We start from the raw sequence: 25,924 nt of genomic DNA on the forward strand, positions 1-25,924 counted from the left end.
GCGGCACTACGTTCCCAATAAATCGATTCAATGAATCGGTTCATGATGCTGGCACGACCCAACTGGAAGGACGAGGATGTCCGATTCGATCAGCCGCAAGCACTTTCTCGGTCTGGGTGCGGTCGGCGCTGCGCTCGGGACCGCGGCCATCGTTGCCGCGGCCGGACCGGCGCACGCCGAGGAGGCCGGCGACTGGCAGAACGTGAAGGACTTCGGAGCGACCGGCGACGGCCAGACCGACGACGCTCCGGCGATCCAGCAGGCGATCGATCAGGCCGGCAAGCTGAGTGCGATCTTCTTCCCGCCCGGCACCTACCGCTGCGACCGGACGATCACCAGCTCGGCGCGTTCGATCTCGATCATCGGTGCGGGCATCGGGGTAGCGCGGGTGATCTTCACCGCGGCCGGCCATGGCTTCGACCTCGCCCTCGACAGTGATGAGGCGACCCGTGACTTCGACTACCTGAACGTACGCGACCTCTCGGTCCTGACTCGGAGCCCGGACGGCCGGAGCGCGATCCGCGGCGTCTGGAGCAGCCCGACCGGGCAATACCCGCACTGCAACATCAGGAACGTCGAATTCGATCATGATCTGGCCGGCACCACCGGGAACTGGGCCATCGGCATCGACCTGCAGGACGCGTGGAAGACGATGATCGACACGATCAACTACCGGAGCGACGGCCAGGGCGTCGGGATCGAGTTGCGGGGCCGCTGCGTGGACAGCCTGATCACCAACCCGCACCTGTCGAACGTCGGCGTCGGCATCCGGATCGGGCCCCTGAACGAGGGCATCGTGATCTACAACGCCGTGGTCGTCGGCGGCAAGATCGGCGTCCAGACGCTGGTCGGCGACAACGGCCGGAAGGGGCCCTGGACCACCGTCCGGGACAGTCACTTCAACACCGCGGTGGCCGGCGTCGAGCTCCGCGGGACCAGTGACTCGTGGGTCTGCGACAACCTGATCTACAAGCTGGCCGGCAGCAGCGAGGACTGGGCCGGGGTCCGGGTGATCGACTGCAACAACAGCAGGATCACCGGCAACCAGCTGTTCGACACGTCTGGCCTGGCGGACCGCGAGGTGCCGATCGAGGTCCGCGACAGCAACCTGATCACCCTGCTGCACAACCAGGCGAACTCGTGCAAGAACGGTTTCGAGATCCACAACTCGGTCGCCTGCATGGTCTCCCACAACATCGGGCGGAACACGGGCGCGTCCAGCGGCGGCGTCGTGCATCTCGCCGCGACCACGCGCGGCTGCGTGGCGCATTCGAACCTCAGCCAGGTCGACTCCGGGACCGCTCCGCCTCCGGTCCAGAATCTCGGTGCGAACAACCACGTCGCCGACAACCACGCCTACGTCGGCGGACTGGCCTGAGCGGAGCGCGTGTTCCAGTCGTCTATTCGACGGTGGGCAGTCGCCGGAGCAGCTTGCCGAGCACCCGGCGGAGGTCGGCGACGTCGGTGTCGGTCAGCCGGTCGTCGAAGAGTTCCTGCCGGGCCTGGTGGATCGGCTTCAGGCCGGTCCGGGTGGCCCGTGCGCCGGCCGGGGTCAGCACCGCGTAGACGATCCGCCGGTTGTCCGGATCGGTCTCCCGCCGGACCCAGCCCTCCCGCTCCAGCCGGGCCACCAGCCGGGTCGCGCCGCTCGGCGTGATCATGGCCCGCTCGGCCAGGTCGGACATGGTCATCCGGCGGTCGACGTCGTTGGCCAGCTGCCACAGCACGTCGTGCTCGGTCGCCGACATCCCCGCATGCTCGGCGACCCGACGGCTCAGGGCGGACCGCAGGCGTGACGTCGCCTGCTGCAGTTCGAGCCAGGCCAGCTCCCGGTCCGGCTGCGCGCTCATGATCGGCATCGTAGACCTGGAATAACACTTGCTCAGTCAATGTTTGCCTAGACAAGTATTGCTGAGACAAGGAGAACTGATCATGAGCGATCTTCGTACCGTGCTGGTCACCGGGGCCACCGGAAACCAGGGCGGCGCCGTCGCCCGCGAACTGCTGCGTCGCGGGCACACCGTCCGGGCCCTGACCCGACGGCCCGATTCGGCCGCCGCCGCAGCGCTGGCGGGTCTCGGTGCCGAGCTCCGGCCGGGCGATTTCGACGACCGGGAGTCGCTGGTCGCGGCCGCCCGGGGCGCCGACACGGCCTACCTGATGGGTACGCCGTTCGAGGCCGATCCGGCGACGGAGACGCGGCAGTCGATCGCCGCGGCGGACGCGATCGGTGCGGCCGGTGTGCCCCATCTGGTGTACGCCTCCGTCGCCAGCGCCCTGGACGGCACCGGCATCCCGCACTTCGAGAGCAAGGCCGAGGTCGAGCGGCACCTCACGGCCGGACGAAGCCGGCACACGGTGATCGCGCCGGCCGCGTTCCTCGGTGATCTCACGACGCCCTGGTATCAGGACAGCCTCCGCACCGGGACGTACGCCTTCGCACTGCCGGCCGGCGTCCCGCTGCAGCAGATCGTGCTGGCCGATCTGGCCGCGTTCGCGGCGCTGGTGATCGGGGACCCGGAGCGGTTCGCCGGCCGCCGGATCGAGCTCGCCTCGGTCGAGGCCACCGGTGCCCAGGTGGCCGAGCGGCTCTCGGCCGGGCTGGGCCGGCCGATCACGTACCAGGAGATCCCGGAGGAGGCGGTCGAGGGTCAGCTGGGTGAGGATGGGCTGCGGATGATCAGGTTCTTCCGCACCGGCGGCTACACCGTCGACCTCGCAGCGCTCCGCCGGGACTACCCGGAGGTCGGCTGGCACGACCTGGACGCCTGGATCGCGAGCCACGACCTGGACCTGGTCGGCTGAGCCGGACCGACCATGATCAGAGCTTCCGCTTGTAGGACCAGACCGACAGCGGGGCGAAGATCGCGATCACCACGGCGAAGCCGATCACGGCGAACAGCACCTCGACCGTCACCGCGCCCGAGTTGGCAAGATCACGAGCGGCCGACACGATGTGCGAGACCGGGTTCAGGTTGACGAACCACTGCAGCCAGACCGGCAGCGTCTCCACCGGGACGAAGGCGTTGGACAGGAACGTCAGCGGGAACATGATCATCATCGAGATCCCCTGCACCGCCTGGGCGGACCGGGCGACGGTGCCGACGAAGGTGAAGGCCCAGGCCAGCGACCAGCTGCCGATGATCACCAGCAGGATGGCGGCGATCACCCCGCCGACGCCGCCGCCGGGCCGGTAGCCCATGGCGATGCCGACGGCGAAGGTGAGCGTCGAGGCGATGGCGTAGCGGACCAGGTCGGCCACCATCGGGCCGGCCAGCGGTGCGATCCGGGCGATCGGCAACGACTTGAACCGGTCGAAGACGCCCTTCTCCATGTCCTCCCGGAGCTGGACGCCGGTCGCCATACAGGCGGTCAGCGCGGTCTGGGCCAGGATGCCCGGGATCAGCAGCGGCAGGTAGGACTGCACGTCGCCGGAGATCGCGCCGCCGAAGATGAACGCGAACATCGCGGTGAACAGCAGCGGCTGGATGGTCACGTCGAAGAACTGCTCCGGGTTGCGGCGCATCCGCTTCAACGCGCGCCAGGCCATGGTCAGCGTCTGGCTGATCGTGTCGGCCGGGTCGAGGTGGGCCCGGGGCGGAGTGATCGTCGCCGCGGGGAGGTCAAGGGTGGTCATCGTGCCAACTCCAGGAGTTCGTCGGTGTCGTCGGGCTCGGCGGTGGTCGCCTCGTGCCCGGTGATGGCGAGGAAGACCTCGTCCAGGGTGGGTTTCTGTACGGAGACCGACGCGATCGAGACGCCCGCATCGCGCAGCGCGATCAAGATCGTCGCGGCCCGGTCGGCGTCCAGCAGCGCGACGTTGATCGCGCCGACCTCCGGGGTGAGGACGGGCTCGGCGCCGGTGGTCCGGCTGATCAGCGGAACGGCCGTGCCGAGATCGGCCGGGTCGGTCAGGCGCAGCTGCAGAGTCGAGTTGCCGACCGAGGACTTGAGCTCGTCCGGCGTGCCCTGGGCGACCTTCACGCCGCGGTCGATCACCGCGATCCGGTCGGCCAGCTGGTCGGCCTCGTCCAGGTACTGGGTGGTCAGCAGCAGCGTGCAGCCGCTCGCCACCAACTCCCGGATGGTGTCCCACATCTGGCCGCGGGTCCGCGGGTCGAGGCCGGTGGTCGGCTCGTCGAGGAAGATCAACGGCGGTCGGGTGATCAGGCTGGCGGCCAGGTCGAGCCGGCGCCGCATACCGCCGGAGAACTGGTCCAGCGGCCGGTTCGCGGCCTCGGTCAGGCCGAACTGCTCGAGCAGCCGGTCGGCGATCTTGCGGGCCTCGGCGGAGCCGATCCGCTGCAGCCGGGCGAACATCCAGAGGTTCTCCCGGCCGGTCAGCTTCTCGTCGACGGAGGCGTACTGGCCGGTGACGCCGAGCAGTTGGCGTACCTGATGGGGTTGCCGGCGGACGTCGTACCCGAAGATCTCGGCCTGGCCGGCGTCGATCTTGAGCAGCGTGGCGAGCATCCGCAGCACGGTGGTCTTGCCGGCGCCGTTCGGTCCGAGGACGCCGAAGATCTCCCCGGGATGGACCGCCAGGTCGATCCCGTCCACGGCGCGATGGCTGCCGAAGACCTTGACCAGACCCTCGGCGTTCACGGCGAGTGACGGAGCAGAAGTGTTCATGCCACGATGCTCGGCCGGTCCGGTTTCACGGCGGCATCAGCGCGGTATCACGGCGCCGTCACCGGGATCCGTTCCCCTCGGCTGAAATACAGTGGTGGGCATGACGCAGTCCGGGGGACCGTACGGAGGGTACGGCGGCTCCCTGCAGCAGTACGGCCAGTCACCGTCGGATCCGCAGGCCCCGCCGGCCCGGATCGACCCCTACGTCGGGCCGCCGCTGCCGCCGCCCGTCCCCTCCGGCCCGCCGCCGATGACGGCCGGTCCGCTGGCCTATCCGTCCGGCCCGCTGCCCGGTCGGCTGCCGGTCCAGCGGCCGGCCGTGATCGCGATGGCCGCGACGATGGCCGTGACCGCCTCGCTGCAGTGGATCTGCTGCCTCACCTTCGCCTGGCTGATGGCGGCGGTGGGCGCGCAGGGCCTCGGCACCGACGGGCTGGACGGCGGCGTCTATCACGCCCTGCAGCGGTTCAGCTACGGCCTGATCGACGGCCTGGCCTGGCCGCTCTACCTGTTCCCGACCGCGTCCTTCATCACCGGCTTCATCATCCTGGTGCGCCGGTCCTGGGCCCGGATCGTGCACACCCTGGTCGGCGTCGCCGCGCTCGGCTGGTCCGCCTGGTGGCTCTACCCCGTCTCCCTGCTCTGGTGGATCGCCCCGGCCCTCTACATCGGCATCGCCTGCCTGATCCTCTGGCTCCCCGGCGTCGGCCGCTGGTACCGCTCGGCACCCTGAGCGGCACGCTCCGTGGTGGATTTCTGCCGGGACTGACCGGCGGAACTTCACCGCCGATCCGGATCTGGTGGGATGCTCGACGGCGTGACCGCGATTCCCGTGCTCAGCATCCCCAGCCCGCCGGTGTCGTCGTGGAATCTCGGCGGGTTCGAGCTCAGGGCGTACGCGCTCTGCATCATCGCCGGCATCCTGGTCGGGTTCCTGATCGCGAACCGGCGCTGGCAGGCGCGCGGCGGCCGGGCGGACTCGATGGAGCTGGTCTGTGCCGTGGCGGTGCCGTTCGGGATCGTCGGCACCCGGATCTACCACGTGATCACCGACTACCAGCTCTACTTCGGCCCCGGCCGCGATCCGCTGGACGCGTTGAAGATCTGGCAGGGCGGCCTCGGCATCTGGGGCGGCGTCGCCCTCGGTGCGCTGGGGGCCTGGCTGGTGGCCCGGAAGCGCAAGATCAAGTTCGCCGCGCTGGCCGACGCGGCCGCGCCCGGCATCCTGGTGGCGCAGGCGATCGGGCGGCTCGGCAACTGGTTCAACCAGGAACTCTTCGGTACGCCGACGACGCTGCCCTGGGGTCTGGCGATCGATCCGCAGCACCGGCCGGCCGGCTACGAGCAGTTCGAGACGTTCCACCCGACGTTCCTGTACGAGCTGCTCTGGTGCCTCGGCGCGGCGGCGGTGTTGATCTTGCTGGACCGGCGCCTGAAGCTCGGCCGCGGCAAGGTCTTCGCCCTGTACGTCGTCCTCTACACCGCGGGCAGGTTCTGGATCGAGGCGCTGCGGATCGACCCGGTGAACGAGGTCGGTGGGTTCCGGCTGAACAACTACACGTCCCTGATCGTCTTCATGGCGGCGGTGATCGCGGTGATCCTGCTGTTCAGGTTCCGGCCCGGCCGGGAGGAGATCGTCGAGGGCGACCCGCCCGAACCGGCCGGTCCGAACCCCGAGGAGCGGGCGACAGCGGGTCAGTCGGCGGAGCGCTGACGCAGCCGCGCCACGGCCTCGTCGATCACCGCATCGGCCTTGCAGAAGGCCCACCGGACGTACGGCCGACCGGCCTCGACGTCGTCGTAGAACACCTGGTGCGGGATCGCCACCACGCCGCAGCGGCCGGGCAGGTCCCGGCAGAACTCGATCCCGTCGCCGTAGCCGAGCGGCCGGACATCGGTGGTCATGAAGTACGTGCCGCGCGGGATCACCGGGTCCAGGCCGATCGCCCGCAGCCCCTCGGCCAGCCGGTCCCGCTTGCCCTGCAGTTCCTTGCGCAGCCCGGCCACCCAGTCGTCGCCCTCGTTCAGGGCGCGCGCGATGGCGGGCTGGAACGGGGAGCCGGACACGTAGGTGAGGAACTGCTTCACCGCCGTCACCTCGGTGATCAACTCGGCCGGCGCCATCGCCCAGCCGATCTTCCACCCGGTCGCCGAGAAGGTCTTGCCGGACGACGAGATCCGTACCGTCCGCTCCCGCATCCCCGGCCAGCCGGCCAGCGGCAGGTGCTCGGCGTCGTCGAAGATCAGATGCTCGTACACCTCGTCGGTGATCACGATCAGGTCGTGCTCGATCGCCAGCCGGGTGATCAACTCCAGCTCGTCGCGGGTCAGCACGACCCCGGTCGGGTTGTGCGGGGAGTTGATCAACAATGCCTTGGTCCGCGGCCCGACCGCCGCTCGCAGTGCCGCGGTGTCCAGTCGGAAGTCCGGGCCGAACACGCCGACGCCGACCCGGACGCCGCCGGCCAGCTCGATCGCCGCGGCGTAGGAGTCGTAGAACGGCTCCAGCGCGATCACCTCGTCGCCCGGGTCGACGAAGGCCAGGATGGCCGCCGCCAGCGCCTCGGTCGCGCCGGTGGTGATCAGCACCTCGGTCTCGGGGTCGTAGTCGAGCCCGTAGTGCCGCCGGGCGTGATCGGCGACCGCCCGGCGCAGCGGCTCGATGCCGCGGCCCGGCGGATACTGGTTCAGCCCGTCCGCGATCGCCTGCCGCGCCTCGGCCAGCATGAAGTCGGGTCCGTCGGTGTCCGGGAAGCCCTGGCCGAGGTTGATCGATCCGGTGCGTACGGCGAGCGCCGACATCTCGGCGAAGATCGTCGGCGCCGAGGACGCGACCCGGGCGGCTTTCCAGGCTGAGGACACGGCCTGAGCCTACGCCGCCGCGCACCGGCCGACACGCGCCTGGCATCGAGCACCCGCAACGAGGCAGAATGGCCGAAGTGAGCACCTTGATGGATGAGTTCGGTCATGATGATGACCCGAACGACCGCGGGCGACAAGGGGACACGAGACCGCGCCGGGCTGCCGGCCCGTCGTCGCGGCAACGCAAGCGCGGCATGTCGCCGTTCACCGCGGTCGGACTGCTGCTGCTGATCGCCGGCCTGGCCAGTCTCGGCTGGGTCGCGTACCAGTACTTCGGCACCAACGCCGCCGCCGAGCAGGCGTTCAAGGACGAGAAGAGCCAGCTCCGCGAGGAGTGGGACAAGAAGCCCGACGACAAGAGCGCCAAGGACGACAAGAAGGAGTCGAAGGGGTCGGTGATCCCGGGCAAGGCGATCGCGCTGCTCCGGATCCCGGCGCTGGGCAAGGACTACGAGGTGCCGATCCTGGCCGGCACCGACGAGGGCACGCTGTCCCGCGGCATCGGCCACTACGACAAGACGGCCGACCCGGGCCAGATCGGCAACTTCGTCATCGCCGGCCACCGGGTCACCCACGGCCAGCCGTTCGCCCGGCTGCTCGAGTTGAAGACGGGTGACCAGATCGTCATCGAGACCCGGGACGCCATCTATACGTACTCCCTCGACACCCCGCCGAGCGATCTGACGGTGAAGGCCAACGAGACCTGGGTGACCGACCCGGTGCCGGGCACCAAGGGCCAGAAGGCGACCAAGGCCGCACTGACCCTGATCACCTGCGAGGACCTGTTCCACTCGCCGGACCGCTCGATCGGCTTCGGCCACCTGGTCGACACCGAGCGCAAGTCCGGCTGATCCCCGCAACGTCCTGTCGCACTAGGCTTACCGCCGTGTCCGAGGATCGCAAGGCCCTGATCGAGGCCATCAACCGGCTCGCCGTGGTGCGCGGCGAGGTCACCCTGTCGTCCGGGAAGACCGCCGACTACTACATCGACCTGCGCCGGGTCACCCTGGACGGCGCGGCGGCGCCGCTGGTCGGCCGGGTGCTGCGCGATCTGGTCGCCGACTGGGAGTTCGAGGCGGTCGGCGGGCTGACCCTCGGCGCCGACCCGGTGGCGACGGCGATGCTGCACTCCGCGGCCGCGCAGGGCGATCGGCTGGACGCGTTCGTGGTCCGCAAGGCCGAGAAGGCGCACGGGCTGCAGCGGCGGATCGAGGGTACGGAGGTGAAGGGCCGGCGCGTGCTCGCGGTGGAGGACACCTCGACCACCGGCGGCTCCGTGATGACCGCGGTCGACGCGCTGCGCGAGGCCGGTGCCGACGTGGTCGGCGTGGCCGTGATCGTCGACCGGGACACCGGCGCCCGGGAGCGGATCGAGGGGGCCGGGCTGCCGTACCGCTTCGCGATCCCGGTGACCGACCTGCAGGTCTGACGGACGGGGGCCCGGGCACCCACTAGTGTTTCGGGTGAAGCGAGCCCGGTCCAACCGCAAGGGAGATTCCCGATGGGAACAGCCATCGCCGTGATCGTCATCATCCTGGTCATCGTCGCCATCGTGGCGCTGGTCGGGATCGGGTCCTACAACGGCTTCGTCAAGGCGCGGAACCTGATCCAGGAGTCCTGGCGCCAGGTCGACGTCGAACTCAACCGGCGGTACGAACTCGTCCCCAACCTGGTCGAGACGGTCCGGGCCTACGCGGCGCACGAGCGGAACACGCTCGAGGACATCACCCGGCTGCGCGGCCAGGCCCAGCAGCTGTCCCAGTCCGAGGGTGCACTGCCGAGCCAGCAGCGGGCCCAGGTCGAGGAGGCGCTGTCCGGCGCCGTGCACAACCTGATGGTCAGCGTCGAGGCGTACCCGGACCTGAAGAGCAACCAGAACTTCCTCGAGCTGCAGCGCCAGCTGGCCGAGACCGAGGACCGGATCGCCGCCGGCCGCCGCTTCTACAACGCCAACGTGCGGGCCTACAACACCAAGGTCGACTCGGTGCCGAGCAACATCATCGCGGGCATGTTCAAGTTCGAGAAGGCCACCTACTTCGAGGTCAACGACCCGGCGGTACGGCAGGCGCCGGACGTCAGCTTCGGCGAGATCGCGTACCGCGGTGATCAACAACAGCAGCCGCAGCAGGGCCAGCTGCCGCAGCAGCAGTCCGGCCAGCCGTTCCAGGACCCGAACCAGCTGCCGAATCCGCAGGCCCAGCCGCAGCAGTACCAGCAGCCGCAGTACGACCAGCAGCCGCAGCAGTACCAGCAGCCGCCGCAGCAGCCGTACCCGCCGCAACAGCAGCAGCCGTACCCGCCGCAGCAGCCGCCCCAGCAGTGAATGGTCGCACCGGCCTTGAAAGAATGCCGGTGTGACCCAGATGACGTACCGACAGCTCGGCGGCTCCGGCCTGACCGTCTCCACCGTCGGCCTCGGCTGCAACAACTTCGGCGGCCGGATGCCCGACGACCAGGTCCCCGAGGTGGTCGCGGCGGCGATCGATCACGGGATCACGCTGTTCGACACCGCCGACACGTACGGGAACCACGGCGGCTCGGAAACCCTGCTCGGCCAGGCTCTCGGGGCTCGGCGGGACCAGGTGATCATCGCCACCAAGTTCGGCTCGGACATGGGCGGGGCGAACGGGCCGGACTGGGGTGTCCGTGGCTCCCGGCGCTACGTCAGGATCGCCGTCGAGAACAGCCTGCGCCGGCTCAACACCGACTGGATCGACCTCTACCAGATCCATCGTCCGGACCCGCACACGCCGATCGAGGAGACCCTCGCGGTGCTGTCCGATCTGGTCGCCGAGGGCAAGGTGCGCTACCTCGGCAGCTCAAACTTCGCCGGCTGGCAGGTGATCGACGCCGACTGGACGGCCCGGTCCGGCGGCTACGAGCCGTTCGTCTCGGCGCAGAACCACTACTCCTGGCTGGAGCGCGGCATCGAGGCCGAACTGGTGCCCGCCCTTGACCACACCGGGCAGGGCCTGCTGCCGTACTTCCCGCTCGCCTCCGGTCTGCTCACCGGGAAGTACCGGCGCGGCGAGGCCGCGCCCGAGGGCACCCGGCTGGCCCAGCGCGCCGACCGCCTCGAGACCGCCGACTTCGACACGATCGAAGCCCTGCAGGCCTTCGCCGACCAGCGCGGCGTCACCCTGCTCGACGTCGCCATCGGCGGCCTCGCCGCGATGCCGACCGTCGCCTCGGTGATCGCCGGCGCGACCACGGTCGACCAGATCGCCGCCAACGTCGCCGCCGGCCTGTGGCAGCCGACCGACGAGGACCTGGCCGAACTGATCAAGATCACCGACTGACCCGGCTCGGTCGACCGGCGGTCAGGTCCTCGGCACCGCCTACGCTGCGGGTATGAGTTCCGCGCCGGGCTGGTATCCCGATCCGGGTGGCCGCGCCGGCCATTTCCGTTACTGGGACGGCCGCGCCTGGTCGGCTGCGACCACGACACAGCCGGCCACGCCGCCGCCGACACAGCCGGTCCCGTCACCGTCGAGCCGGCCGCAGCCGGCAGCTTCGCCGCAGGGCAACGGGTCGTCTCGGCGGTCGTCCGCCGGCTGGCTGCTCGGGCTGATCGCGGTCGGCGTCGTGGTGCTCGTCGTCGTGGTGGTCCTGGTGGTCCGGGGCACCGGGATCGCGGGCCCGGGCGGGGATCCGGGCGGTCAGCCGTCGGGCGACCTGTGCCAGACCGCGAGCGCGGCGGAGGAGTCGGCGGTCCCGCAGTCCGGCGACCGGGTGACCAGCGGCAAGCTGTCCGTACCGCGGCTCGGGCCGCCGTTCGAGGCCCCGCGGTACGACAGCCGGGTGCCGTTCGGCCGGGACGTGCAGAGCCAGGACGCCCCGGTCGAGGTGAGCGCCGACGGCAGGACGTCCTGGCTGGCCGGCGTGCTGATCGCGCGGCTGCTGGCCGGCGACGGGTTCTACGGTCCGGAGCAGGGCGCCGACCTCGTGGTCAAGTGCATCCTCGGCGTCTTCTACGGCAACGCGGTGGTCGACCGGGACGACGTGAAGAACCAAGCGACGAAGGTCGACGGCCACGCCGCCTGGCTGATCGAGTCCAACCTGTCCTTCGACGTGCCCGGCATCAAGACCAAGGGCGAACTGCTGATCGTGGTCGTCGTCGACGTGGGCGACGGCGAGGGTGGCCTGTTCTACGCGTCGATCCCGAACACCACTCCGGAGTTGGTCGCACCGGCCCGGAAGGCCCTGGCCGACCTCCGGGTCGGCTCCTAGCCTCCGTTCCCTGCCGGCCCGAGCGCCGGCCGCGTCAGCGTCGCGTGAGCGCGGGGTCAGTCGCCGCCGCGACCCTGATCGCATCACGCTCGGGCGCGGGCCCCGGGCTCAACGGAAGGACCACCATGAAACTCAAGACCTTGATCCTGGCCGTCGCCGGCCTGTTGCTGGCCGCCGGGCTCGGGACGGCGGGGCTGACCTCCGCGAGTGCGGAGCCGGCCGCTCAACCGGAGCGTGCTGTGGCCGCGGCTCCGGCAGCCGATCCGGCCGTGACCGCCTCCGCCTACTGCAAGTGGGGCAACCTCTGCGTCTGGTGGGACGTCTGGAACGGGCCGCACTGCAACTGGTCGGGCAACTTCAACGACTGGAACGCGTACAACTGCGGCAACAAGGTGACGTCGATCCACAACAACGGCGCTCCGGCGAAGTACGACGCCGTCGCGCTCTACTGGGGACCGAACCATACGGGCGCCTGGACCTGCATCCCGCGCGGCGCCAAGTGGAACCTGCGTGACGAGACGCACGTGTTCAACCGGGTGGCCGGCGGCAACGGAGCCGGCTTCTGGCAGAACATCAATGACAATGTGCGTTCGCACAAGTGGATCGACCACTGCTGATCTTGTCCGCGAGAGCCGGGCTGGGACGGACCCAGCCCGGCTCTTGATCATGGTCCGGCAACCTCACTCCACGTAGAAGCCGCCGGAGTTCAGCTTGAGCTCACCGATGATCGGGTGGCGGCGGTCGGCGGCGGTGTCGTACCAGTGCCAGACGACACAGCGGCGGTTTCCGGCGGTGTAGAAGACGTCCATCCCGCCGGGGCCGGCGTGGTTGCCCGGCAGCCCGCGGTAGGGGCCGAGCCCGCCGGTGCCGGTGTAGCCGAAGTACGGCTGGTTCACGCCGTCCTGCAACAGGCGGCAGCGGCTGGACGGGAGCGGGCTGGTGCCGCAGTCGGCGATACCGGTCGAATAGCGCGCGCTGCGCCAGTTGTTGCCGGAGAACGTCAGGTAGTAATGGCCCTCCCCGCCGACGAAGATCGACGGGTTCTCGATCACGTTCGTCTCGCCGGACTTGTTCACGGACTCCCAGGCGAGGTCCGTGCTCTTCATCAGGTCCCGACGGGTGTCCCAGAGCGCGAACCCGTTCGAGCCGACCTGCACGACGGAGATGCCGGTCTCCGGGAACTCGTTGATCGCGTCGTCCCGGTAGACGACGTAGAGCTTGCCATCAGCGACGAAGGGGTCAGCGTCGATGGCCCACCGGCCGCCGTCTGGGCACGCCCACTCGCCCCGATCGGTGAACGGCGACTTGGCACCGCCGGACGTGGCCAGCCCGATGCACTTCTGACTGGTGCCCTTCTTCGTTGCCGTGTAGTACATGAAGTAGGTGCCGTTGAATTCGACCACTCCCGGCGCCCAGACCTCTTTGAGCTTGTTCTCGTCGAGCTCATCCGCCCAGGGGCCAGGGCCTGAGGGCAGTGCATCGCCGGCCGCGCAGTTGGACATGCCCACCGTGTCGCCTGATCCGTGATTGAGGAAGGGTACGTACAGCTTTACGCCCGTCGGGGCGCCGCAGCGTGGGCCCGCTCCGGTGCCGACGTTTGTTCCGTAGGTGACGTAGGTGCCGTCCTTGGCCAGCACCGTGTTGGGATCGGCGAGTGGGAACGTCGACGACGGGGTGGCGGCGTTCGCCGCGATCGGCCCGGAGGCCAGCGATCCGATGATGATCAGCGCCAAGGCCAGGGCTGATCTGAGCAGGGTGGATTGTCCGAGTCTGGTCATTGCGTACTCCCTCTGATGCGGGGACAGCCGACAGATCGAATTGTTCTGACGGGTGTTCGCGTCGACAAGATCGACCCGTCCATCTGGTCAAAACCGTTCAGATGCGGAAAGATCAAGAGCGGTTCTCGGGGAATCTCGGGCCTGCTTGCTTGCCCGGGTTTGTCGAGGGCGAGCGGAGTGGTGCGGGATGCAGGGATTGCGGGGGTGGCGCGGGAGGCCGCTGACCGTTCGGAAACTCTGGCCGGTGCTGGCCGCTGCCGTGCTCACCGCAGCCTGGATCATCCTGCCCGCCTCACCGGTGATCGCGGCGACCATCGAGGTCGGCACGCCCGCCGAACTGGCGGCGGCGTTCGGCAAGGCGAAGGGCGACGGCGTGGTACGGCTGACCGCGGACATCACGGTGGCGACGACCGACGAGGCGATCACGGTGCCGGCCGACGAGGAGGTCGTCCTCGACCTGACCGGCCACGCCCTGACGATCACCGGCCGGGACCGCGGGGCCGGGCTCGGCGTACCGGAGCGGGCAGCCTTGATCATCCGCGACTCGGCCGGCGGTGGAACCCTGACCGCGCGGGGCGCAGCCGGCGGAGCCGGGATCGGCGGCGGCCATCTCCGCAGCGGTGGCACGATCATGATCAACGGCGGCTCGGTGGCCGCGGTCGGCGGCGACTTCGGCGCCGGCCTCGGCGGTGGCCAGGGCGGTGCCAGCGGCATGATCACGATCAACGGCGGTACGGTCGCGGCCCGGGGCGGCAATCGTGCCCCGGGGATCGGCGGCAGCGCCGGAACACCGGCCGGCGAGATCATGATCAACGGCGGCACGGTGGCCGCGACCGGCGGGCCGGCCGGCGCGGGCATCGGCGGCGGAGTGGAGACGCCGGGTGGCCGGATCTCGATCAAGGACGGTACGGTCACGGCCACCGGAGGTGCCCAGTCCGCCGGGATCGGCGGCGGCTGGAGCGGCGCCGGCGGCGACGTGATCATCGGCGGTGGCACCATCACGGCGAAGGGTGGCCGGACCGGAGCGGGGATCGGCGGCGGCGCCGACGCGGCCGGCGGCACGACCATGATCACCGGCGGTGCCGTCACCGCGGACGGTGCCGACTTCGCGGCCGGGATCGGCGGTGGCAGTGGCGCCGGCGGTACGGCCGGGACGATCACCATCGACGGTGGTGCGGTCCGTGCCATCGGCCAGCGCGGCGCCGGGATCGGTGGCGGGGACCTGGCCGCCGGCGGTGCCGTGATCGTCGGCGCCGACGCGGACGTGATGGCCTCCTCGGTCACCGGTTCGGCGATCGGCGGCGGGGCCGGCTCGACCGGTTTCGGGTCGCTGATCGACGCCGGGCCGGTGACGTTCGACTCGGGCGCGCTGCTGGTCCCGGCCGGACGCGGGTGGTCGGCCGGATCCGTCCGCTGAGACAGAATGCTCCGGTGACCGACCCCGACGGCAGCGAGCCCTTCGAGCAACCCGGCGTCGGCCCGTACCCCGAGCCGTGGCCGGACGACCCCCGGCTGGATCCGGAGCTGCTGGCAGCCGGCGACCGGCGCAACGTGATCGACCGCTACCGGTACTGGCGGCTGGACGCGATCGTCGCGGACCTTGATCGACAACGGCATCCGCTCCGGGTGGCGATCCAGAACTGGGAGCACGACTTCAACATCGGCTCGATCGTGCGGACGGCGAACGCGTTCAACGTGGCCGGGGTGCACATCGTCGGCCGGCGACGCTGGAACCGGCGCGGGGCGATGGTCACCGATCGCTACCTGCAGGTGGAGCACCATCCGTCCGTCGCCGACCTCGCGGACCGGATGGCCGGGCTGGACACGATCATGATCGGCGTCGACAACCTGCCCGGCAGCCTGCCGCTGGAACGCACCGAGCTGCCGCAGCGCTGCTGCCTGGTCTTCGGCTCGGAGGGCCCGGGACTGACCGACGAACTGGTCGCCGCCTGCCGGGACCTGGTCGCGATCACCCAGTACGGCTCCACCCGGTCGATCAACGCGGGCGCGGCGGCGGCGATCGCGATGTACCACTGGGCACAGCGCTGGGCCTCCTAGAAAAGTTCTTCCGGTGAACTGTCGATTTCCGTCGGCGGCCGTCGTGGATCCGGTGTCAGAATCGATTGACGGAAGGACAATCCGATGAAGTACGTCTTGATGTTCACCAGCCGGCCCGACCTCGACGCGGCCGTACCCGCAGAGCGGCAGCAGGAGGTCTACGGGGCCATCTTCGGCTGGTTCGAGAAGAACGGTGCCGCGATCACCAACCAGGGCGCCGAACTGCAGGGCCAGGAGACCGCGACCACGGTGAAGTCCGGCGACGGCGGCGGCGACCCGGTAGTGGTCGACGGGCCGTTCATCGAGGGCAAGGAGTCGATCGGCGGGTTCAGCATCATCGACGTGCCGGACCTCGACGCGGCGATCGCCCTGGCCAAGAGCTGGCCGTCGCTGTCGCTGCCCGGGGTGGCCGTCGAGATCCGGCCGATCGTCGACCACTCGTCGATGTGACCGCACCTCCGGTCGACCATGCCGACGCCGAGTTGGCACGGATCGTCCGGGCCGAAGCAGGGCTGATCGTCGCGCAGTTGCATCGCCGACTCGGTGACTTCGATGTCGCCGAGGAGGCGGTGCAGCTGGCGATCACCGATGCGCTCCGGGTCTGGCGACGGGACGGTCCGCCGCCGAACCCGGGCGGCTGGCTGTCCACCACGGCCCGCCGCCGCGCGATCGACCTGCTCCGCCGCCAGTCCCGGGAGCTCCGGCGGCTCGATGATCTTGGTGCCGAGGCGCCGGCGGTACGGGAGTCGACGCCGGCCGCCGCCGGGCGGCAGCTGGACGAACGGCTGCCGATGCTCTTCGCCTGCTGCCATCCGGCGCTGGCGGCCGAGACCCGGCTGCCGCTGACGCTGCGCGCCGTGGTCGGGCTGACCACCGAGCAGATCGCCCGCGCGTTCCTCACCCCGACCGCGACCATGGCGCAGCGGCTGGTCCGGGCCAAGCGCAAGATCACCGCGGCCGGGATCTCCTTCGCCCTGCCCGACGAAGATCAACTTCCGGGCCGGCTGGACGACGTGCTGTCGGTGATCACGGTCGCGTACAACACCGGCTATCTCGATGTCGGTGATCAACACCTCGCCGACGACATGCTCTGGCTGGCCGAGCTGGTCGCCCGCCAGCTGCCCGACCAGCCGGAGGCATGGGGCCTGCTGGCCCTGCTCACCCTGCAGCAGGCGCGGGCCGGCGCCCGGCTCGACCAGGACGGCCGGCTGGTGCTGCTGGCCGACCAGGACCGCCAACGCTGGGACCGGGCCATGATCGACCGGGCCGACCGCTTCCTCGACCTGGCCGCACACGCCCGGGCACCCGGCCGGTTCCAACTGCAGGCGGCGATCGCGGCCTGCCACAGCGTGGCGCCGTCCTGGTCGGACACCGACTGGCTGCAGATCGTCACCCTCTACGACCTCCTGCTGCGCCACGACCCGTCGCCCGTGATCAGGCTCAACCGCGCGGTCGCGGTCGCCGAGCTGTCCGGCCCGGCGGCGGCCCTGGCCGAGGTGGAGCCGCTGACCGATCGGCTGGCCGGCTACTACCTGCTGCACGCCGTCCGGGCCCGGCTGCTGCACCGGGTCGGCCGCCATGACGACGGCCGGGCCGCCGACCGGCGGGCCCTGGAACTGGCCGCCAATCCGGTCGAGCAGGAACTCCTCCGCGCCCGCCTGGCCGAACCCGGCTGAGCCGGTCGGATCGGGGTCCGGACCGTCACCTGAGCGGGGCGGCGGAGTGACGCTGACGTGAACCTTGGACGGCCCTGAGCAGGTCCTGCTTGTCGTGGCCGAAACATGTCCGTAAATTACTGGTATTGACTGGTCTACCAGAGGAGCCCGAGTGCGAACGACCCGAGCATGGACGTGATGAGCCAGACGCCACCCGGTTCCATCCCTCAGCTCGACGCTGCGGCGTTGACCGCGGCCATGGATGTCGGCCGTTACCGGATCGACCGGCCGATCGGTGCCGCGACCACGAAGCGGGCCCAGGTCCGCGACATCCTGGAGCGGCTGATCGACGCCGAGTTGCATCCGGGCGACGCGATCCCGTCCGAGCGGGCCCTGGTGGTCCGGCTCGGGGTCAGCCGGGTCACCGTACGGCAGGCGATCGCGGATCTGGTCGAGGCCGGGGTGCTGGAGCGGGTGCACGGCAAGGGCACGTACGTCACCGGGCCGCAGGTGGACTCGCGGCTGCACCTGACCTCGTTCTCCCGCGAGATGCGCGACCGCGGCCTGATCCCGGCGACCGTCGTGCTCTCGGCCGCCGACGAACCGGCCGGCGACGACGTCGCGTACGCACTGCGGATCCGGCCCGGTCAGCCGGTGATCCGGGTGGAACGCCTGCGGACGGCCGACGGCACCCCGATGGCGTACGAGGTCGGCTACTACCCGGCCGCCCTGTTCCCGGGCCTGCTGCAGCGCGAGCTCGGCACCCTCTACGACATCTTCGCCAGTGAGTACGGCGTCGTCGTCACCAGCGGCGAGCAGACCGTCCGCGCCGAGTCCGCCGACGCGCACCAGGCCCGGATCCTCGGCATCGCGCGGCGCGCACCGTTGCTGGTGCAGGAGCGGGTGACCCACGCCGGCGACCGGGTGATCGAACTCTCCACCTCCTGGTACCGGGCCGACCGGTACCGGATCCACATGGCGATCACGCCGCGCGGCGCCCGGGAGAACTGACCCGCCTACGTCCCCTGAGCCTGTCGAAGGGCAGGTCCCGTTCGCCCTCTTGTCGCTGGACAACCTCTGCCCACGCGGGGTCTTAACGTTGTAACCTTCTCGCGCCCGATGACGTGCCAGGAGAGGATGCCGACGATGACACCCCGCTTGACCTTGATCATTCTGCTGTCGGTGGTGCTGGGGATCGGCCTGGCGCCGGTCGTTCCCGCCGCTGCCGTACCGACCACCGGTGAACCGCTGTACGACTCGACCAGCATGTATCCGCGCGCCATCCGGCTGCAGCACGGCGACGCGAAGGGCCAGATCCTGGCCAGCGCGACCACCTTCACCGAGCGCGGCGGCGAGGTGGCGATCTTTCGCAGCTCGGACGACGGCGAGAGCTTCCAGCACGTCACGCTGATCCCGGCCGCGCAGGGCTTCGGCAAGCCCGGCCTGTGCTGCGGCTCGATCTACGAACTGCCGCAGCCCGCCGCCGGGATGCCGGCCGGCACCGTGCTCTGGGCCGGGACGATGGGGCAGGAGGCGCGGCCGATGCGGACCGGCCTCGATGTGTGGCGCAGCGACGACGCCGGCGACACCTGGCGCCGGCTCGGCACGATCATGACCTCGCCGCACGACGGCGGCACCTGGGAACCGGAGTTCTCGGTCGACGGGAAGGGAAAGCTGGCGGTCTACTTCGCCGAGGAGACTGCGACCGCGCCGCGGGACCAGCGGCTGGCCCGGATGACCACGAACGACGGCGTCACCTGGACCGACAAGCGTTACGTCGTCGACAGCGAGCCCGGCGCCGGCCGGCCCGGCATGCCCAACGTGCGCCGGCTGCCGAACGGCTCGTACCTGATGGTGTACGAGATCTGCGGCGTCCCCGGCAGCCAGTACGACTGCGCCGTCTACACCCGGTCCTCCCGGGACGGCATCCACTGGGGCGATCCGCTGGACGGGCACCGTCGGGTGGTCGCGGAGAGCGGCAACTACTTCGTCGCCGCGCCGACCTTCACCTGGGCCCCGGACGGCACCCGGGACGGCCGGCTGATCGTGGTCGGGCAGCAGCTGAAGAACCCGGACGGCACCCCGGCCGCGGGTAACGGCAGCACCCTGTTCGTCTCCGACGGCAACCCGGCCAAGCCCTGGCGCGAGGTGACCGCCCCGGTCGCGGTGCCGAACCCGTACACCCATCCCTGCCCGAACTACTCCTCGACCCTGCTCCCGGTCGGCCGCGGCGAGATCCTGGAGATCGCCACCGACTTCGTCGACACCCAGTGCCGAGCCTTCTTCGGCACGGCGAAGGTCCGCTGACGCCCGCGACGGGCGGTTTGCGACACTGTCCGGCATGACCGATCGCAGTGTCGAGGCGCTGGCCGTCCCGTACGACCCGACGGCCGCGGACAACCGGGTGGTGCGGCGCAAGCAGCAGCTCCGGGCTCGGCTGATCAGCCTCGGCATCACGTTGGTGGTCATGACCGTGTTCTATGTCTGGCGCCGCGACGTCCTGACCGGGCCGTGGGTGATCGCGATCTACACGGCGGTGATCTTGATCGCGCTGGCCTGGATCGTGGTCTGCTGGCTCGGCCTCCGGCTGGCCCGGCAGGAGCGCGCCGAGGTCGGCCAGGGGCTCGCGCTCCGGATCGACCGGACCGGGGTCGAGCTGGCCGGCACCTTCGTCGGTTGGCCGCAGCTGGCCGGGCTGGCCGTGGTCAAGGGCGGTTTCCTGCGCGCCGAGCGGCTGCAGCTCCGGCGGACCGACGGCGAGCCGGTGTCGGTGGCGCTGGAGGCGATGGCGGTCAAGCCGGCGACGATCGACCAGACCGCGCGGGCCTATTCGGCGGGCCGGCACGGGGTCGACCTGTCCGAGCTGGACAGCTGATCACCTGATCAGACAGAACGGGTGACCCGCCGGGTCGACGTACACCCGGAAGCTGCCGTTCTGCGACGGCTGGTGCTCGTGCCGGCGTGCGCCGAGGGCGAGCACGCCGGGCTCGGCCGCGTCGATGTCGCCGACGCTGAAGTCGAGGTGGAACTGTTGCGGGTGCGCGCCGCCCGGCCAGGTCGGGACCACCCAGTCGTCGATCCGCTGGAACGCCAGCGACGGCCGGCCGTCCGGATTGTCCGGCGTGATGCCGCCGCCGGGCGGAACCAGGGTGACCCAGTCCTTGCTGGCGTCCTCCTCCATCGTCCAGCCGAGCAGGTCGGCGTAGAACCGGCCGAGTTCCAGGGCGTCCGGGCAGTCCAGGATGATGAGATCCAGTACGGGTTTCGTCGTCATGACCGCACCGTACGAGAGGTTCCGGACGAACCCCTTCCGGTTCAGGGTGGTCGGCCGAAACCACCGGGGAACCCGGTCTACAATCCGCCGCTGCGGCTCTGACAGACTGCGGGTTGTTAGCACACGTACGGCAAGAAAGTGGTGACCGATGCCCATCGCATCCCCCGAGGTGTACGCCGAGATGCTGCAGAAGGCGAAGCAGAACGCCTTCGCCTACCCGGCGATCAACATCAGCTCATCCCAGACCCTGAACGCCGCGTTGCAGGGATTCGCCGAGGCGGGCTCGGACGGCATCATCCAGGTCTCCACCGGCGGCGGCGAGTACGCCTCCGGCCCGACGATCAAGAACATGGTGACCGGTGCCGTCGCCCTCGCGGCGTACGCCCACGAGGTGGCGAAGAACTACCCGATCAACGTGGCGGTGCACACCGACCACTGCCCGAAGGACAAGCTGGACGGCTTCGTCCGGCCGCTGCTGGCGATCTCCGAGGAGCGCGTCGCGCGCGGCGAGAACCCGCTGTTCCAGTCGCACATGTGGGACGGCTCCGCGGTGCCGGTCGAGGAGAACCTCTCGATCGCCGCCGAGCTGCTCGAGCGGACCAGCAAGGCCAAGATCATCCTGGAGATCGAGGTCGGTGTGGTCGGCGGCGAGGAGGACGGCGTCAGCCACGAGATCAACGAGAAGCTCTACACGACGGTCGAGGACGGCCTCCGCACCGTCGAGGTGCTCGGCGCCGGTGAGAAGGGGCAGTACATCACCGCCCTCACCTTCGGCAACGTGCACGGCGTCTACAAGCCCGGCGCGGTGAAGCTGCGGCCCGAGGTGCTGAAGGAGATCCAGGACGAGGTCGGCGCCAAGATCGGCAAGGAGCGCCCGTTCGACTTGGTCTTCCACGGCGGCTCCGGCTCGACCCTGGAGGAGATCCGGGCCGCGGTCGACTACGGCGTCGTGAAGATGAACATCGACACCGACACCCAGTACGCGTTCACCCGCCCGGCTGCCGCGCACATGTTCACCAGCTACGACGGCGTCCTCAAGGTGGACGGCGAGGTCGGCAACAAGAAGGCGTACGATCCGCGCGCCTGGGGCAAGCTGGCCGAGGCCGGCATGGCCAAGCGTGTCGTCGAGGCCTGCGAGCACCTGCGCAGCACCGGGACATCACTCAACGCATGATCGCTACGAACGAGATGCGGAGCGGCAGCCCGGAGCGGAGCGGTGTTGGTGCCGCGTGCTCCCGAGTTGGCGTTTCCGATCCTGTCGCGACTCTCAACGGCTGAGGTTTCGATGCGGGTACGGCTGATCGGCGCGAATCCGTTCCTGACCTTGTATCGGGACGGCGCGCCGGTCGCCTACGCCTCCGTCTGGCGGGTCGACTGGTCCGAGCGGGGCGCCGGCCATGCGCTGGTGTACGGAGACGCCGAGCGGGTCCGGGTGATCGGCCCGGACCCGGAGCTCGGGCGCTGGCTCGCGGAGTCGTACAACCGCTATTTCGAAGACGTCTGCGCCGGCCTGCCGTGGCACGAGCCGGAGTTGATCAAGGCCCCGGTGGACTGGCAGCTGGACCTGGCCACCGGCTTCCGGGCGACCGCCGATGATCTTGAGGTCGAGATCGCCGACCCGATCGACCGGAAGCTCGGCCGCAACGATGCGTACCAGTTGGGCGACGTGACCAACATCCTGTCGACCGTCTGGATGCCCTGCCGAGTCGGCACGATCACGATCAACGGCGAGCCCGTCGAGGGCGAACTCAAGATCACCGACGAACCGCTCTACTCCTCCGCCGCGATCGCCGACGCCGAAGTCTGGTGCTGGCCCGAGTAGTCCCGACGCCTTCCCCCGCGGCTGCTTGCTAGAGTCGGCGAGGTGAAGTTCTCTCCCGGTGTCCCGGGCACGCGCTGACCCTGTGCCAGTAGGCGTGCCTGCCACCTGCTTCTTTCCTGCCGGTCGCCAGCCGAAGCGGTCAGCGCGATCATCCGCGCCCCCTTTGTTCCTCGCGTTGGGAGACCGCTTCACCATGTCCCGTGCAGAATCCGATGATGATGATCACCGTGCCGTCGCCCGGAAGGCTGTCGCCGCAGCGATCGCGGCCGTTTCGGCGCTCGGCCTGGAGGTCGACGACGCCGTCGTCCTCAACGATTCCAACCGCCTGGTCCTCCGCCTGACGCCCTGCGACACGGTCGCGCGCGTCACGCCCTTGACCCATCACGCAGGCCATCAAGCGAGCCCGGAGCGCGAAGTCGACGTCGTGCACCTGCTGGCGCAGACGGACAGCCCTGTGGCGTCGCTCGACGCGCGGGTCGAACCACGGATCCACGTGCGTGACGGTTTCGCGATCACTTTCTGGACCCACTACGAACCCCTGCAGTCCCCACTGGGCCCGGCCGACTACGCGCAGGTCCTTCGGCGTCTTCACGCCGGTCTGGGTCGGATCGATCTCGCCATGCCGCCGGTCATGGCTCGCGTCGCCGCCGTACAACGCGACGTTGCCAGTCGTGACCTGACGCCGGACCTCGCTGATTCCGACCGGGCGTTCCTCGCCGACACGCTGCGCGAACTGAGGCGGTCCATCACCGACCGACACGCTCCTGAACAACTGCTCCACGGCGAGCCACATCCGGCGAACGTGATCATCACCAGGACCGGACCGCTCTTGATCGACTTCGAGAACACCGCCCGCGGACCCGTCGAGTATGACCTCGGTTGGGTGCCCAGAGTCGTCGGCGATCGCTATCCGGGGGCCGACCAGGACCTGCTGGACCGGTGCCGCGGCCTCGTCCTGGCGATGGTCGCAACCTACCGGTGGCGTCGCGACGACCAGCACCCGAGCGGCAGGGAATCGGGGAGAGCCTTCCTCGGCGCGCTGCGGGACGGACCACCGTGGCCGGCGCTCGACGAGGTCACCTGGTAGCGGCCATGATCGCCAACTCGACGGCGGTCCGGCGGGATCCTCAGGTCAGGGTTCGGGGATCAGGATCGTGGTGAGGTCGACCCGGCGGCGCCCGTCGCCCTGATCGGTCTGGTACGGGGCCAGCAGTTCCATCATCCCGTTCTGGATGGTTTCAAGATCATCCGCTGACACGTAGAGCGCGCCGGTGCCGAAGCCGAGGAAGCCGCGCAGGCCCGGGTCACCGGCGTCCAGGAACCGGTCGAACCGGCCGCCGGTGTCGGCGAGGAAGGCCAGGAACGCGTTCCGGAGCTGGGCGTCGGTCATGGCCTGCAGACCGGCGTGATCGATGTGGGCCATCCGTTCCCCCAGTGCGAGCGTGCGCTCGATCGCTCCGCGGACCCGCCGTTCGTCGACGACGGCGAGGATCCCGGCGTCGACCAGGATCGCGACGTGGCGATACAGGGTCGGTTGGGACACGTCCGGCAGCGCCTCCCGCAGCTGACCCGTGGTCAGCTCCCGGCCGCCCAGTTGCTGGATGATCCGCAGCCGCACCGGATGCATCACGATCTCGGCGGTCGACATCGCGGAAGAGCCCATTCTGCTTCACCATTCTCACTGTGATAATATTCTTGCTATTAGAACGATGCTATCGCGCAGGAACGAGGGATCTCCGATGACTCAGGTACGCCACCACCACGACGAACTCCGGATCGACTTCCCGGGCTGGGAGGCGATGATGGCCGGCCGGGCCACGCTCACCGTGCCCGCCGCCTCGGTCCTCGACGCACAGGCCGCGGCGGGCTGGTCGTACGAACTGCTCGGCGCGCGGTCCGGCCTGGTGATCTCCGGCTTCCGCAAGCTCGGCACGTTCACCCACCCGGACGGCACCCGACGACTGGTGTCCATGAAGCGTGGCCTGCCGCTGCTGCGGGTCCGGGTCCGGCGCGACACGACCGGCTTCGACGAACTGCTGGTCAGCACCCCGGATGCCGAGGCGATCGCGGATGCGCTCCGGGCCAAGGTCGCCCGATGACGGGGATCGCGATCCGGGTCGAGGGTCTGACCAAGGTGTACGGCGCCGTCCGCGCGGTCGACGACGTGACGTTCGCGGCCGAGCCGGGCCGGATCACCGGCTTCCTCGGCCCGAACGGCGCCGGCAAGTCCACCACCCTGCGGATGCTGCTCGGCCTGGTCAGACCCGACGCCGGCACGGCCCGGTTCGAGGGCCTGGCCTACCGCGACCTGCCCAACGCCACGGCGACGGTCGGTGCGGTCGTCGACCTCGCCGCCGCGCATCCGGCGACGACGGCCCGCGGCCACCTGAGGACGTACGCCGCTCTCGGTGGGCACCCGGCGAGCCGGGTCCCGGAGGTGATCACCGCGACCGGGATCGAGGGCTTCGCCGACCGCCGGGTCGGCGGCTATTCGACCGGGATGAAGCAGCGGCTCGCGCTGGCCACCGCGTTGCTCGGCGACCCGCAGGTGCTGGTGCTGGACGAACCGTCGAACGGACTGGACCCGGCCGGCATCGTCTGGCTGCGCACGTTCCTGCGGGCCTTCGCCGACGGCGGCCGGACGGTGTTGATCTCCAGCCACCTGCTGACCGAGGTGCAGCACAGCGTCGACGACGTGGTGTTGATCAACAACGGCCGGATCGCCCGGACCGGCCCGCTGGCCGAGGTCACGGCTGCCGGCGGCACCCTCGAGGAGACCTTCCTCGCGATCACCCAGGAAGGAGCCCTGCGATGATCACCACGATCAAGGGCGAGCTGACCAGACTGTTCTCCACGCGGCTGCCCTGGGTGGCAGCCCTGGTGGCCGTCGTCTGCGGCGGAGGCCTGACCGCGGTGCTCGGCCTGATCGGGCCCGAGAACGCGACCCCGCCGCTGCCCGGACTGGACACCGCCGAGGGGGTCGGCACGGCGGTCGGGCTGAGCGGCCTGGTGCTCTTCGTCCCGGCCTTGATCGGCACCATCGCGATCACCGGTGAATACCGGCACCGCACGATCGGCGGCACCTTCCTCGCCGCACCGCGGCGCGGCCGGGTGCTCGGCGCGAAGCTCGTCGTGTACGCGCTCTTCGGGCTCGGCTACGGCTGCATCGCCGCCGCGACCTCGGGCCTGGCCGTGCTGCTCGCGGCCGCGGCCCGCGGGGTCGCGCTGGGCCTCGGCCCGGCGACGTTGTTGATCATGCTCGCCCAGCTGGCGGTCGCGGCCGCCGTCTACATGGTGCTCGGCGTGGCGATCGGTGCCCTGGCGAGGAACCAGATCGTGGCGATCGCGATCGTGCTCGGCTACTTCTACTTCCTCGAGTACGTCCTCATGATCATCCCGGGCCTGAACGCGCTCTACCCGTTCCTGCCCGGCGGTGCGACCTCGGCCTTGATCAACTTCACCTTCCTCACCGACGTGATCACCGACGAGGCCGGCCTCGGCCTGCCGGCGCTGCTGTCGCCGGTCGGCGGGGCCGCGATCCTGCTCGGCTACGCGGCGGTGTCGGCCGCCGTCGCGGTGCTGGTCCCGCTGCGTCGCGACCTCACCTGAGCGA

30 protein-coding genes are annotated in these 25,924 nt (G+C 70.1%); 23 read left to right on the forward strand and 7 right to left on the reverse strand.

Going from position 1 to position 25,924, the window contains the following annotated elements; all coding sequences use genetic code 11:
* The first annotated feature begins 76 nt into the window (after nucleotides 1-76).
* The gene (locus AC6CCG_RS31485) at nucleotides 77-1,378 is read left to right on the forward strand and encodes a glycosyl hydrolase family 28-related protein (RefSeq protein ID WP_496658801.1); all 1,302 of its coding nucleotides are present in this window, start codon (nucleotides 77-79) and stop codon (nucleotides 1,376-1,378) included.
* A gap of 22 nt (nucleotides 1,379-1,400) precedes the next feature.
* Here the strand turns inward: AC6CCG_RS31485 and AC6CCG_RS31490 are convergent, their stop codons facing one another.
* Nucleotides 1,401-1,850, reverse strand: coding sequence for a MarR family winged helix-turn-helix transcriptional regulator (locus AC6CCG_RS31490; protein ID WP_496658802.1), 450 nt, complete (start codon nucleotides 1,848-1,850; stop codon nucleotides 1,401-1,403).
* A gap of 82 nt (nucleotides 1,851-1,932) precedes the next feature.
* On the opposite strand from AC6CCG_RS31490, the gene AC6CCG_RS31495 reads away from it, so the two are divergent.
* Nucleotides 1,933-2,805 carry an NmrA family NAD(P)-binding protein gene (locus AC6CCG_RS31495; protein WP_496658803.1) on the forward strand — a complete coding sequence of 291 codons (873 nt, stop codon included), beginning with the start codon at nucleotides 1,933-1,935 and terminating at the stop codon, nucleotides 2,803-2,805.
* Nucleotides 2,806-2,821: 16 nt separating this feature from the next.
* Here the strand turns inward: AC6CCG_RS31495 and AC6CCG_RS31500 are convergent, their stop codons facing one another.
* Together AC6CCG_RS31500 and AC6CCG_RS31505 are read right to left on the reverse strand one after the other, a co-directional pair.
* Nucleotides 2,822-3,637, reverse strand: coding sequence for an ABC transporter permease (locus AC6CCG_RS31500; protein WP_496658805.1), 816 nt, complete (start codon nucleotides 3,635-3,637; stop codon nucleotides 2,822-2,824).
* Nucleotides 3,634-4,632 (reverse strand): ATP-binding cassette domain-containing protein, encoded by a 999-nt coding sequence (locus AC6CCG_RS31505; RefSeq protein ID WP_496658806.1) that lies wholly within the window; start codon nucleotides 4,630-4,632, stop codon nucleotides 3,634-3,636. The genes AC6CCG_RS31500 and AC6CCG_RS31505 overlap by 4 nt, the downstream gene beginning before the upstream one ends.
* A gap of 100 nt (nucleotides 4,633-4,732) precedes the next feature.
* Here AC6CCG_RS31505 and AC6CCG_RS31510 point away from each other — a divergent pair, with 100 nt between their 5' ends.
* Nucleotides 4,733-5,365 carry a hypothetical protein gene (locus tag AC6CCG_RS31510; protein ID WP_496658807.1) on the forward strand — a complete coding sequence of 211 codons (633 nt, stop codon included), beginning with the start codon at nucleotides 4,733-4,735 and terminating at the stop codon, nucleotides 5,363-5,365.
* Between the two features lie 84 nt (nucleotides 5,366-5,449).
* Complete coding sequence (gene lgt / locus AC6CCG_RS31515) at nucleotides 5,450-6,346, forward strand: prolipoprotein diacylglyceryl transferase (RefSeq protein ID WP_496658808.1); 897 nt, start codon at nucleotides 5,450-5,452, stop codon at nucleotides 6,344-6,346.
* Here lgt and AC6CCG_RS31520 read toward each other — a convergent pair.
* On the reverse strand, nucleotides 6,328-7,494 hold the full coding sequence (locus tag AC6CCG_RS31520; RefSeq protein WP_496658809.1) for a pyridoxal phosphate-dependent aminotransferase: 1,167 nt from the start codon (nucleotides 7,492-7,494) through the stop codon (nucleotides 6,328-6,330). The two genes, lgt and AC6CCG_RS31520, sit on opposite strands and share 19 nt — an antisense overlap.
* Before the next feature lie 77 nt (nucleotides 7,495-7,571).
* On the opposite strand from AC6CCG_RS31520, the gene AC6CCG_RS31525 reads away from it, so the two are divergent.
* The 6 genes from AC6CCG_RS31525 (at nucleotide 7,572) to AC6CCG_RS31550 (ending at nucleotide 12,341) form a co-directional block, all read left to right on the forward strand.
* Complete coding sequence (locus AC6CCG_RS31525; protein WP_496658810.1) at nucleotides 7,572-8,345, forward strand: class E sortase; 774 nt, start codon at nucleotides 7,572-7,574, stop codon at nucleotides 8,343-8,345.
* 35 nt (nucleotides 8,346-8,380) lie between these two features.
* Nucleotides 8,381-8,923, forward strand: a complete 543-nt coding sequence (gene pyrE / locus AC6CCG_RS31530; protein WP_496658811.1) for an orotate phosphoribosyltransferase — start codon at nucleotides 8,381-8,383, stop codon at nucleotides 8,921-8,923.
* 72 nt (nucleotides 8,924-8,995) lie between these two features.
* The gene (locus AC6CCG_RS31535) at nucleotides 8,996-9,817 is read left to right on the forward strand and encodes a LemA family protein (RefSeq protein WP_496658812.1); all 822 of its coding nucleotides are present in this window, start codon (nucleotides 8,996-8,998) and stop codon (nucleotides 9,815-9,817) included.
* A gap of 40 nt (nucleotides 9,818-9,857) precedes the next feature.
* Nucleotides 9,858-10,793 carry an aldo/keto reductase gene (locus AC6CCG_RS31540; RefSeq protein WP_496658953.1) on the forward strand — a complete coding sequence of 312 codons (936 nt, stop codon included), beginning with the start codon at nucleotides 9,858-9,860 and terminating at the stop codon, nucleotides 10,791-10,793.
* Nucleotides 10,794-10,845: 52 nt separating this feature from the next.
* Nucleotides 10,846-11,724: a DUF2510 domain-containing protein gene (locus AC6CCG_RS31545; protein ID WP_496658813.1), complete on the forward strand. Its 879-nt coding sequence runs from the start codon at nucleotides 10,846-10,848 to the stop codon at nucleotides 11,722-11,724.
* Between the two features lie 125 nt (nucleotides 11,725-11,849).
* Nucleotides 11,850-12,341 carry a hypothetical protein gene (locus AC6CCG_RS31550; RefSeq protein WP_496658814.1) on the forward strand — a complete coding sequence of 164 codons (492 nt, stop codon included), beginning with the start codon at nucleotides 11,850-11,852 and terminating at the stop codon, nucleotides 12,339-12,341.
* Between the two features lie 63 nt (nucleotides 12,342-12,404).
* Here AC6CCG_RS31550 and AC6CCG_RS31555 read toward each other — a convergent pair whose 3' ends face one another.
* Nucleotides 12,405-13,502 (reverse strand): family 43 glycosylhydrolase, encoded by a 1,098-nt coding sequence (locus AC6CCG_RS31555; RefSeq protein WP_496658816.1) that lies wholly within the window; start codon nucleotides 13,500-13,502, stop codon nucleotides 12,405-12,407.
* A gap of 244 nt (nucleotides 13,503-13,746) precedes the next feature.
* Here AC6CCG_RS31555 and AC6CCG_RS31560 point away from each other — a divergent pair, with 244 nt between their 5' ends.
* The 7 genes from AC6CCG_RS31560 to AC6CCG_RS31590 all read left to right on the forward strand — a co-directional run bounded on the left by AC6CCG_RS31560 (nucleotide 13,747) and on the right by AC6CCG_RS31590 (nucleotide 20,090).
* Nucleotides 13,747-14,919 (forward strand): hypothetical protein, encoded by a 1,173-nt coding sequence (locus AC6CCG_RS31560; protein WP_496658817.1) that lies wholly within the window; start codon nucleotides 13,747-13,749, stop codon nucleotides 14,917-14,919.
* A 14-nt stretch (nucleotides 14,920-14,933) separates the two neighbouring features.
* Nucleotides 14,934-15,560, forward strand: coding sequence for a TrmH family RNA methyltransferase (locus tag AC6CCG_RS31565; protein WP_496658818.1), 627 nt, complete (start codon nucleotides 14,934-14,936; stop codon nucleotides 15,558-15,560).
* An 84-nt stretch (nucleotides 15,561-15,644) separates the two neighbouring features.
* Nucleotides 15,645-16,010: a YciI family protein gene (locus AC6CCG_RS31570; protein ID WP_496658819.1), complete on the forward strand. Its 366-nt coding sequence runs from the start codon at nucleotides 15,645-15,647 to the stop codon at nucleotides 16,008-16,010.
* Nucleotides 16,007-17,236 (forward strand): RNA polymerase sigma factor, encoded by a 1,230-nt coding sequence (locus tag AC6CCG_RS31575; RefSeq protein ID WP_496658820.1) that lies wholly within the window; start codon nucleotides 16,007-16,009, stop codon nucleotides 17,234-17,236. The genes AC6CCG_RS31570 and AC6CCG_RS31575 overlap by 4 nt, the downstream gene beginning before the upstream one ends.
* Before the next feature lie 168 nt (nucleotides 17,237-17,404).
* Complete coding sequence (locus tag AC6CCG_RS31580; protein WP_496658821.1) at nucleotides 17,405-18,226, forward strand: GntR family transcriptional regulator; 822 nt, start codon at nucleotides 17,405-17,407, stop codon at nucleotides 18,224-18,226.
* Between the two features lie 135 nt (nucleotides 18,227-18,361).
* On the forward strand, nucleotides 18,362-19,522 hold the full coding sequence (locus AC6CCG_RS31585; RefSeq protein WP_496658822.1) for a sialidase family protein: 1,161 nt from the start codon (nucleotides 18,362-18,364) through the stop codon (nucleotides 19,520-19,522).
* Nucleotides 19,523-19,556: 34 nt separating this feature from the next.
* Nucleotides 19,557-20,090 (forward strand): hypothetical protein, encoded by a 534-nt coding sequence (locus AC6CCG_RS31590; protein ID WP_496658823.1) that lies wholly within the window; start codon nucleotides 19,557-19,559, stop codon nucleotides 20,088-20,090.
* Here AC6CCG_RS31590 and AC6CCG_RS31595 read toward each other — a convergent pair whose 3' ends face one another.
* Complete coding sequence (locus AC6CCG_RS31595) at nucleotides 20,091-20,489, reverse strand: VOC family protein (RefSeq protein WP_496658824.1); 399 nt, start codon at nucleotides 20,487-20,489, stop codon at nucleotides 20,091-20,093.
* 148 nt (nucleotides 20,490-20,637) lie between these two features.
* Here AC6CCG_RS31595 and fbaA point away from each other — a divergent pair, with 148 nt between their 5' ends.
* From fbaA to AC6CCG_RS31610, 3 genes are all read left to right on the forward strand, one after another.
* The gene (gene fbaA / locus AC6CCG_RS31600) at nucleotides 20,638-21,663 is read left to right on the forward strand and encodes a class II fructose-bisphosphate aldolase (protein WP_496658825.1); all 1,026 of its coding nucleotides are present in this window, start codon (nucleotides 20,638-20,640) and stop codon (nucleotides 21,661-21,663) included.
* Between the two features lie 111 nt (nucleotides 21,664-21,774).
* A complete protein-coding gene (locus AC6CCG_RS31605) occupies nucleotides 21,775-22,311 on the forward strand; it encodes a hypothetical protein (RefSeq protein WP_496658826.1) in 537 nt (178 codons plus the stop codon).
* Nucleotides 22,312-22,504: 193 nt separating this feature from the next.
* The gene (locus AC6CCG_RS31610) at nucleotides 22,505-23,398 is read left to right on the forward strand and encodes a phosphotransferase (RefSeq protein WP_496658827.1); all 894 of its coding nucleotides are present in this window, start codon (nucleotides 22,505-22,507) and stop codon (nucleotides 23,396-23,398) included.
* Nucleotides 23,399-23,443: 45 nt separating this feature from the next.
* Here the strand turns inward: AC6CCG_RS31610 and AC6CCG_RS31615 are convergent, their stop codons facing one another.
* The gene (locus tag AC6CCG_RS31615; RefSeq protein ID WP_496658828.1) at nucleotides 23,444-23,974 is read right to left on the reverse strand and encodes a helix-turn-helix domain-containing protein; all 531 of its coding nucleotides are present in this window, start codon (nucleotides 23,972-23,974) and stop codon (nucleotides 23,444-23,446) included.
* A 76-nt stretch (nucleotides 23,975-24,050) separates the two neighbouring features.
* On the opposite strand from AC6CCG_RS31615, the gene AC6CCG_RS31620 reads away from it, so the two are divergent.
* From AC6CCG_RS31620 to AC6CCG_RS31630, 3 genes are read left to right on the forward strand one after another with little or no spacing between them, the layout of a single operon-like run.
* Nucleotides 24,051-24,410, forward strand: a complete 360-nt coding sequence (locus AC6CCG_RS31620) for a hypothetical protein (RefSeq protein WP_496658829.1) — start codon at nucleotides 24,051-24,053, stop codon at nucleotides 24,408-24,410.
* Nucleotides 24,407-25,126 (forward strand): ABC transporter ATP-binding protein, encoded by a 720-nt coding sequence (locus tag AC6CCG_RS31625; RefSeq protein ID WP_496658830.1) that lies wholly within the window; start codon nucleotides 24,407-24,409, stop codon nucleotides 25,124-25,126. The genes AC6CCG_RS31620 and AC6CCG_RS31625 overlap by 4 nt, the downstream gene beginning before the upstream one ends.
* Nucleotides 25,123-25,920: an ABC transporter permease gene (locus AC6CCG_RS31630; protein ID WP_496658831.1), complete on the forward strand. Its 798-nt coding sequence runs from the start codon at nucleotides 25,123-25,125 to the stop codon at nucleotides 25,918-25,920. Before AC6CCG_RS31625 ends, AC6CCG_RS31630 begins: the two co-directional genes overlap by 4 nt.
* The last annotated feature ends 4 nt before the right edge of the window (nucleotides 25,921-25,924 follow it).

This window comes from Microlunatus sp. YIM B11417 (assembly GCF_059617205.1).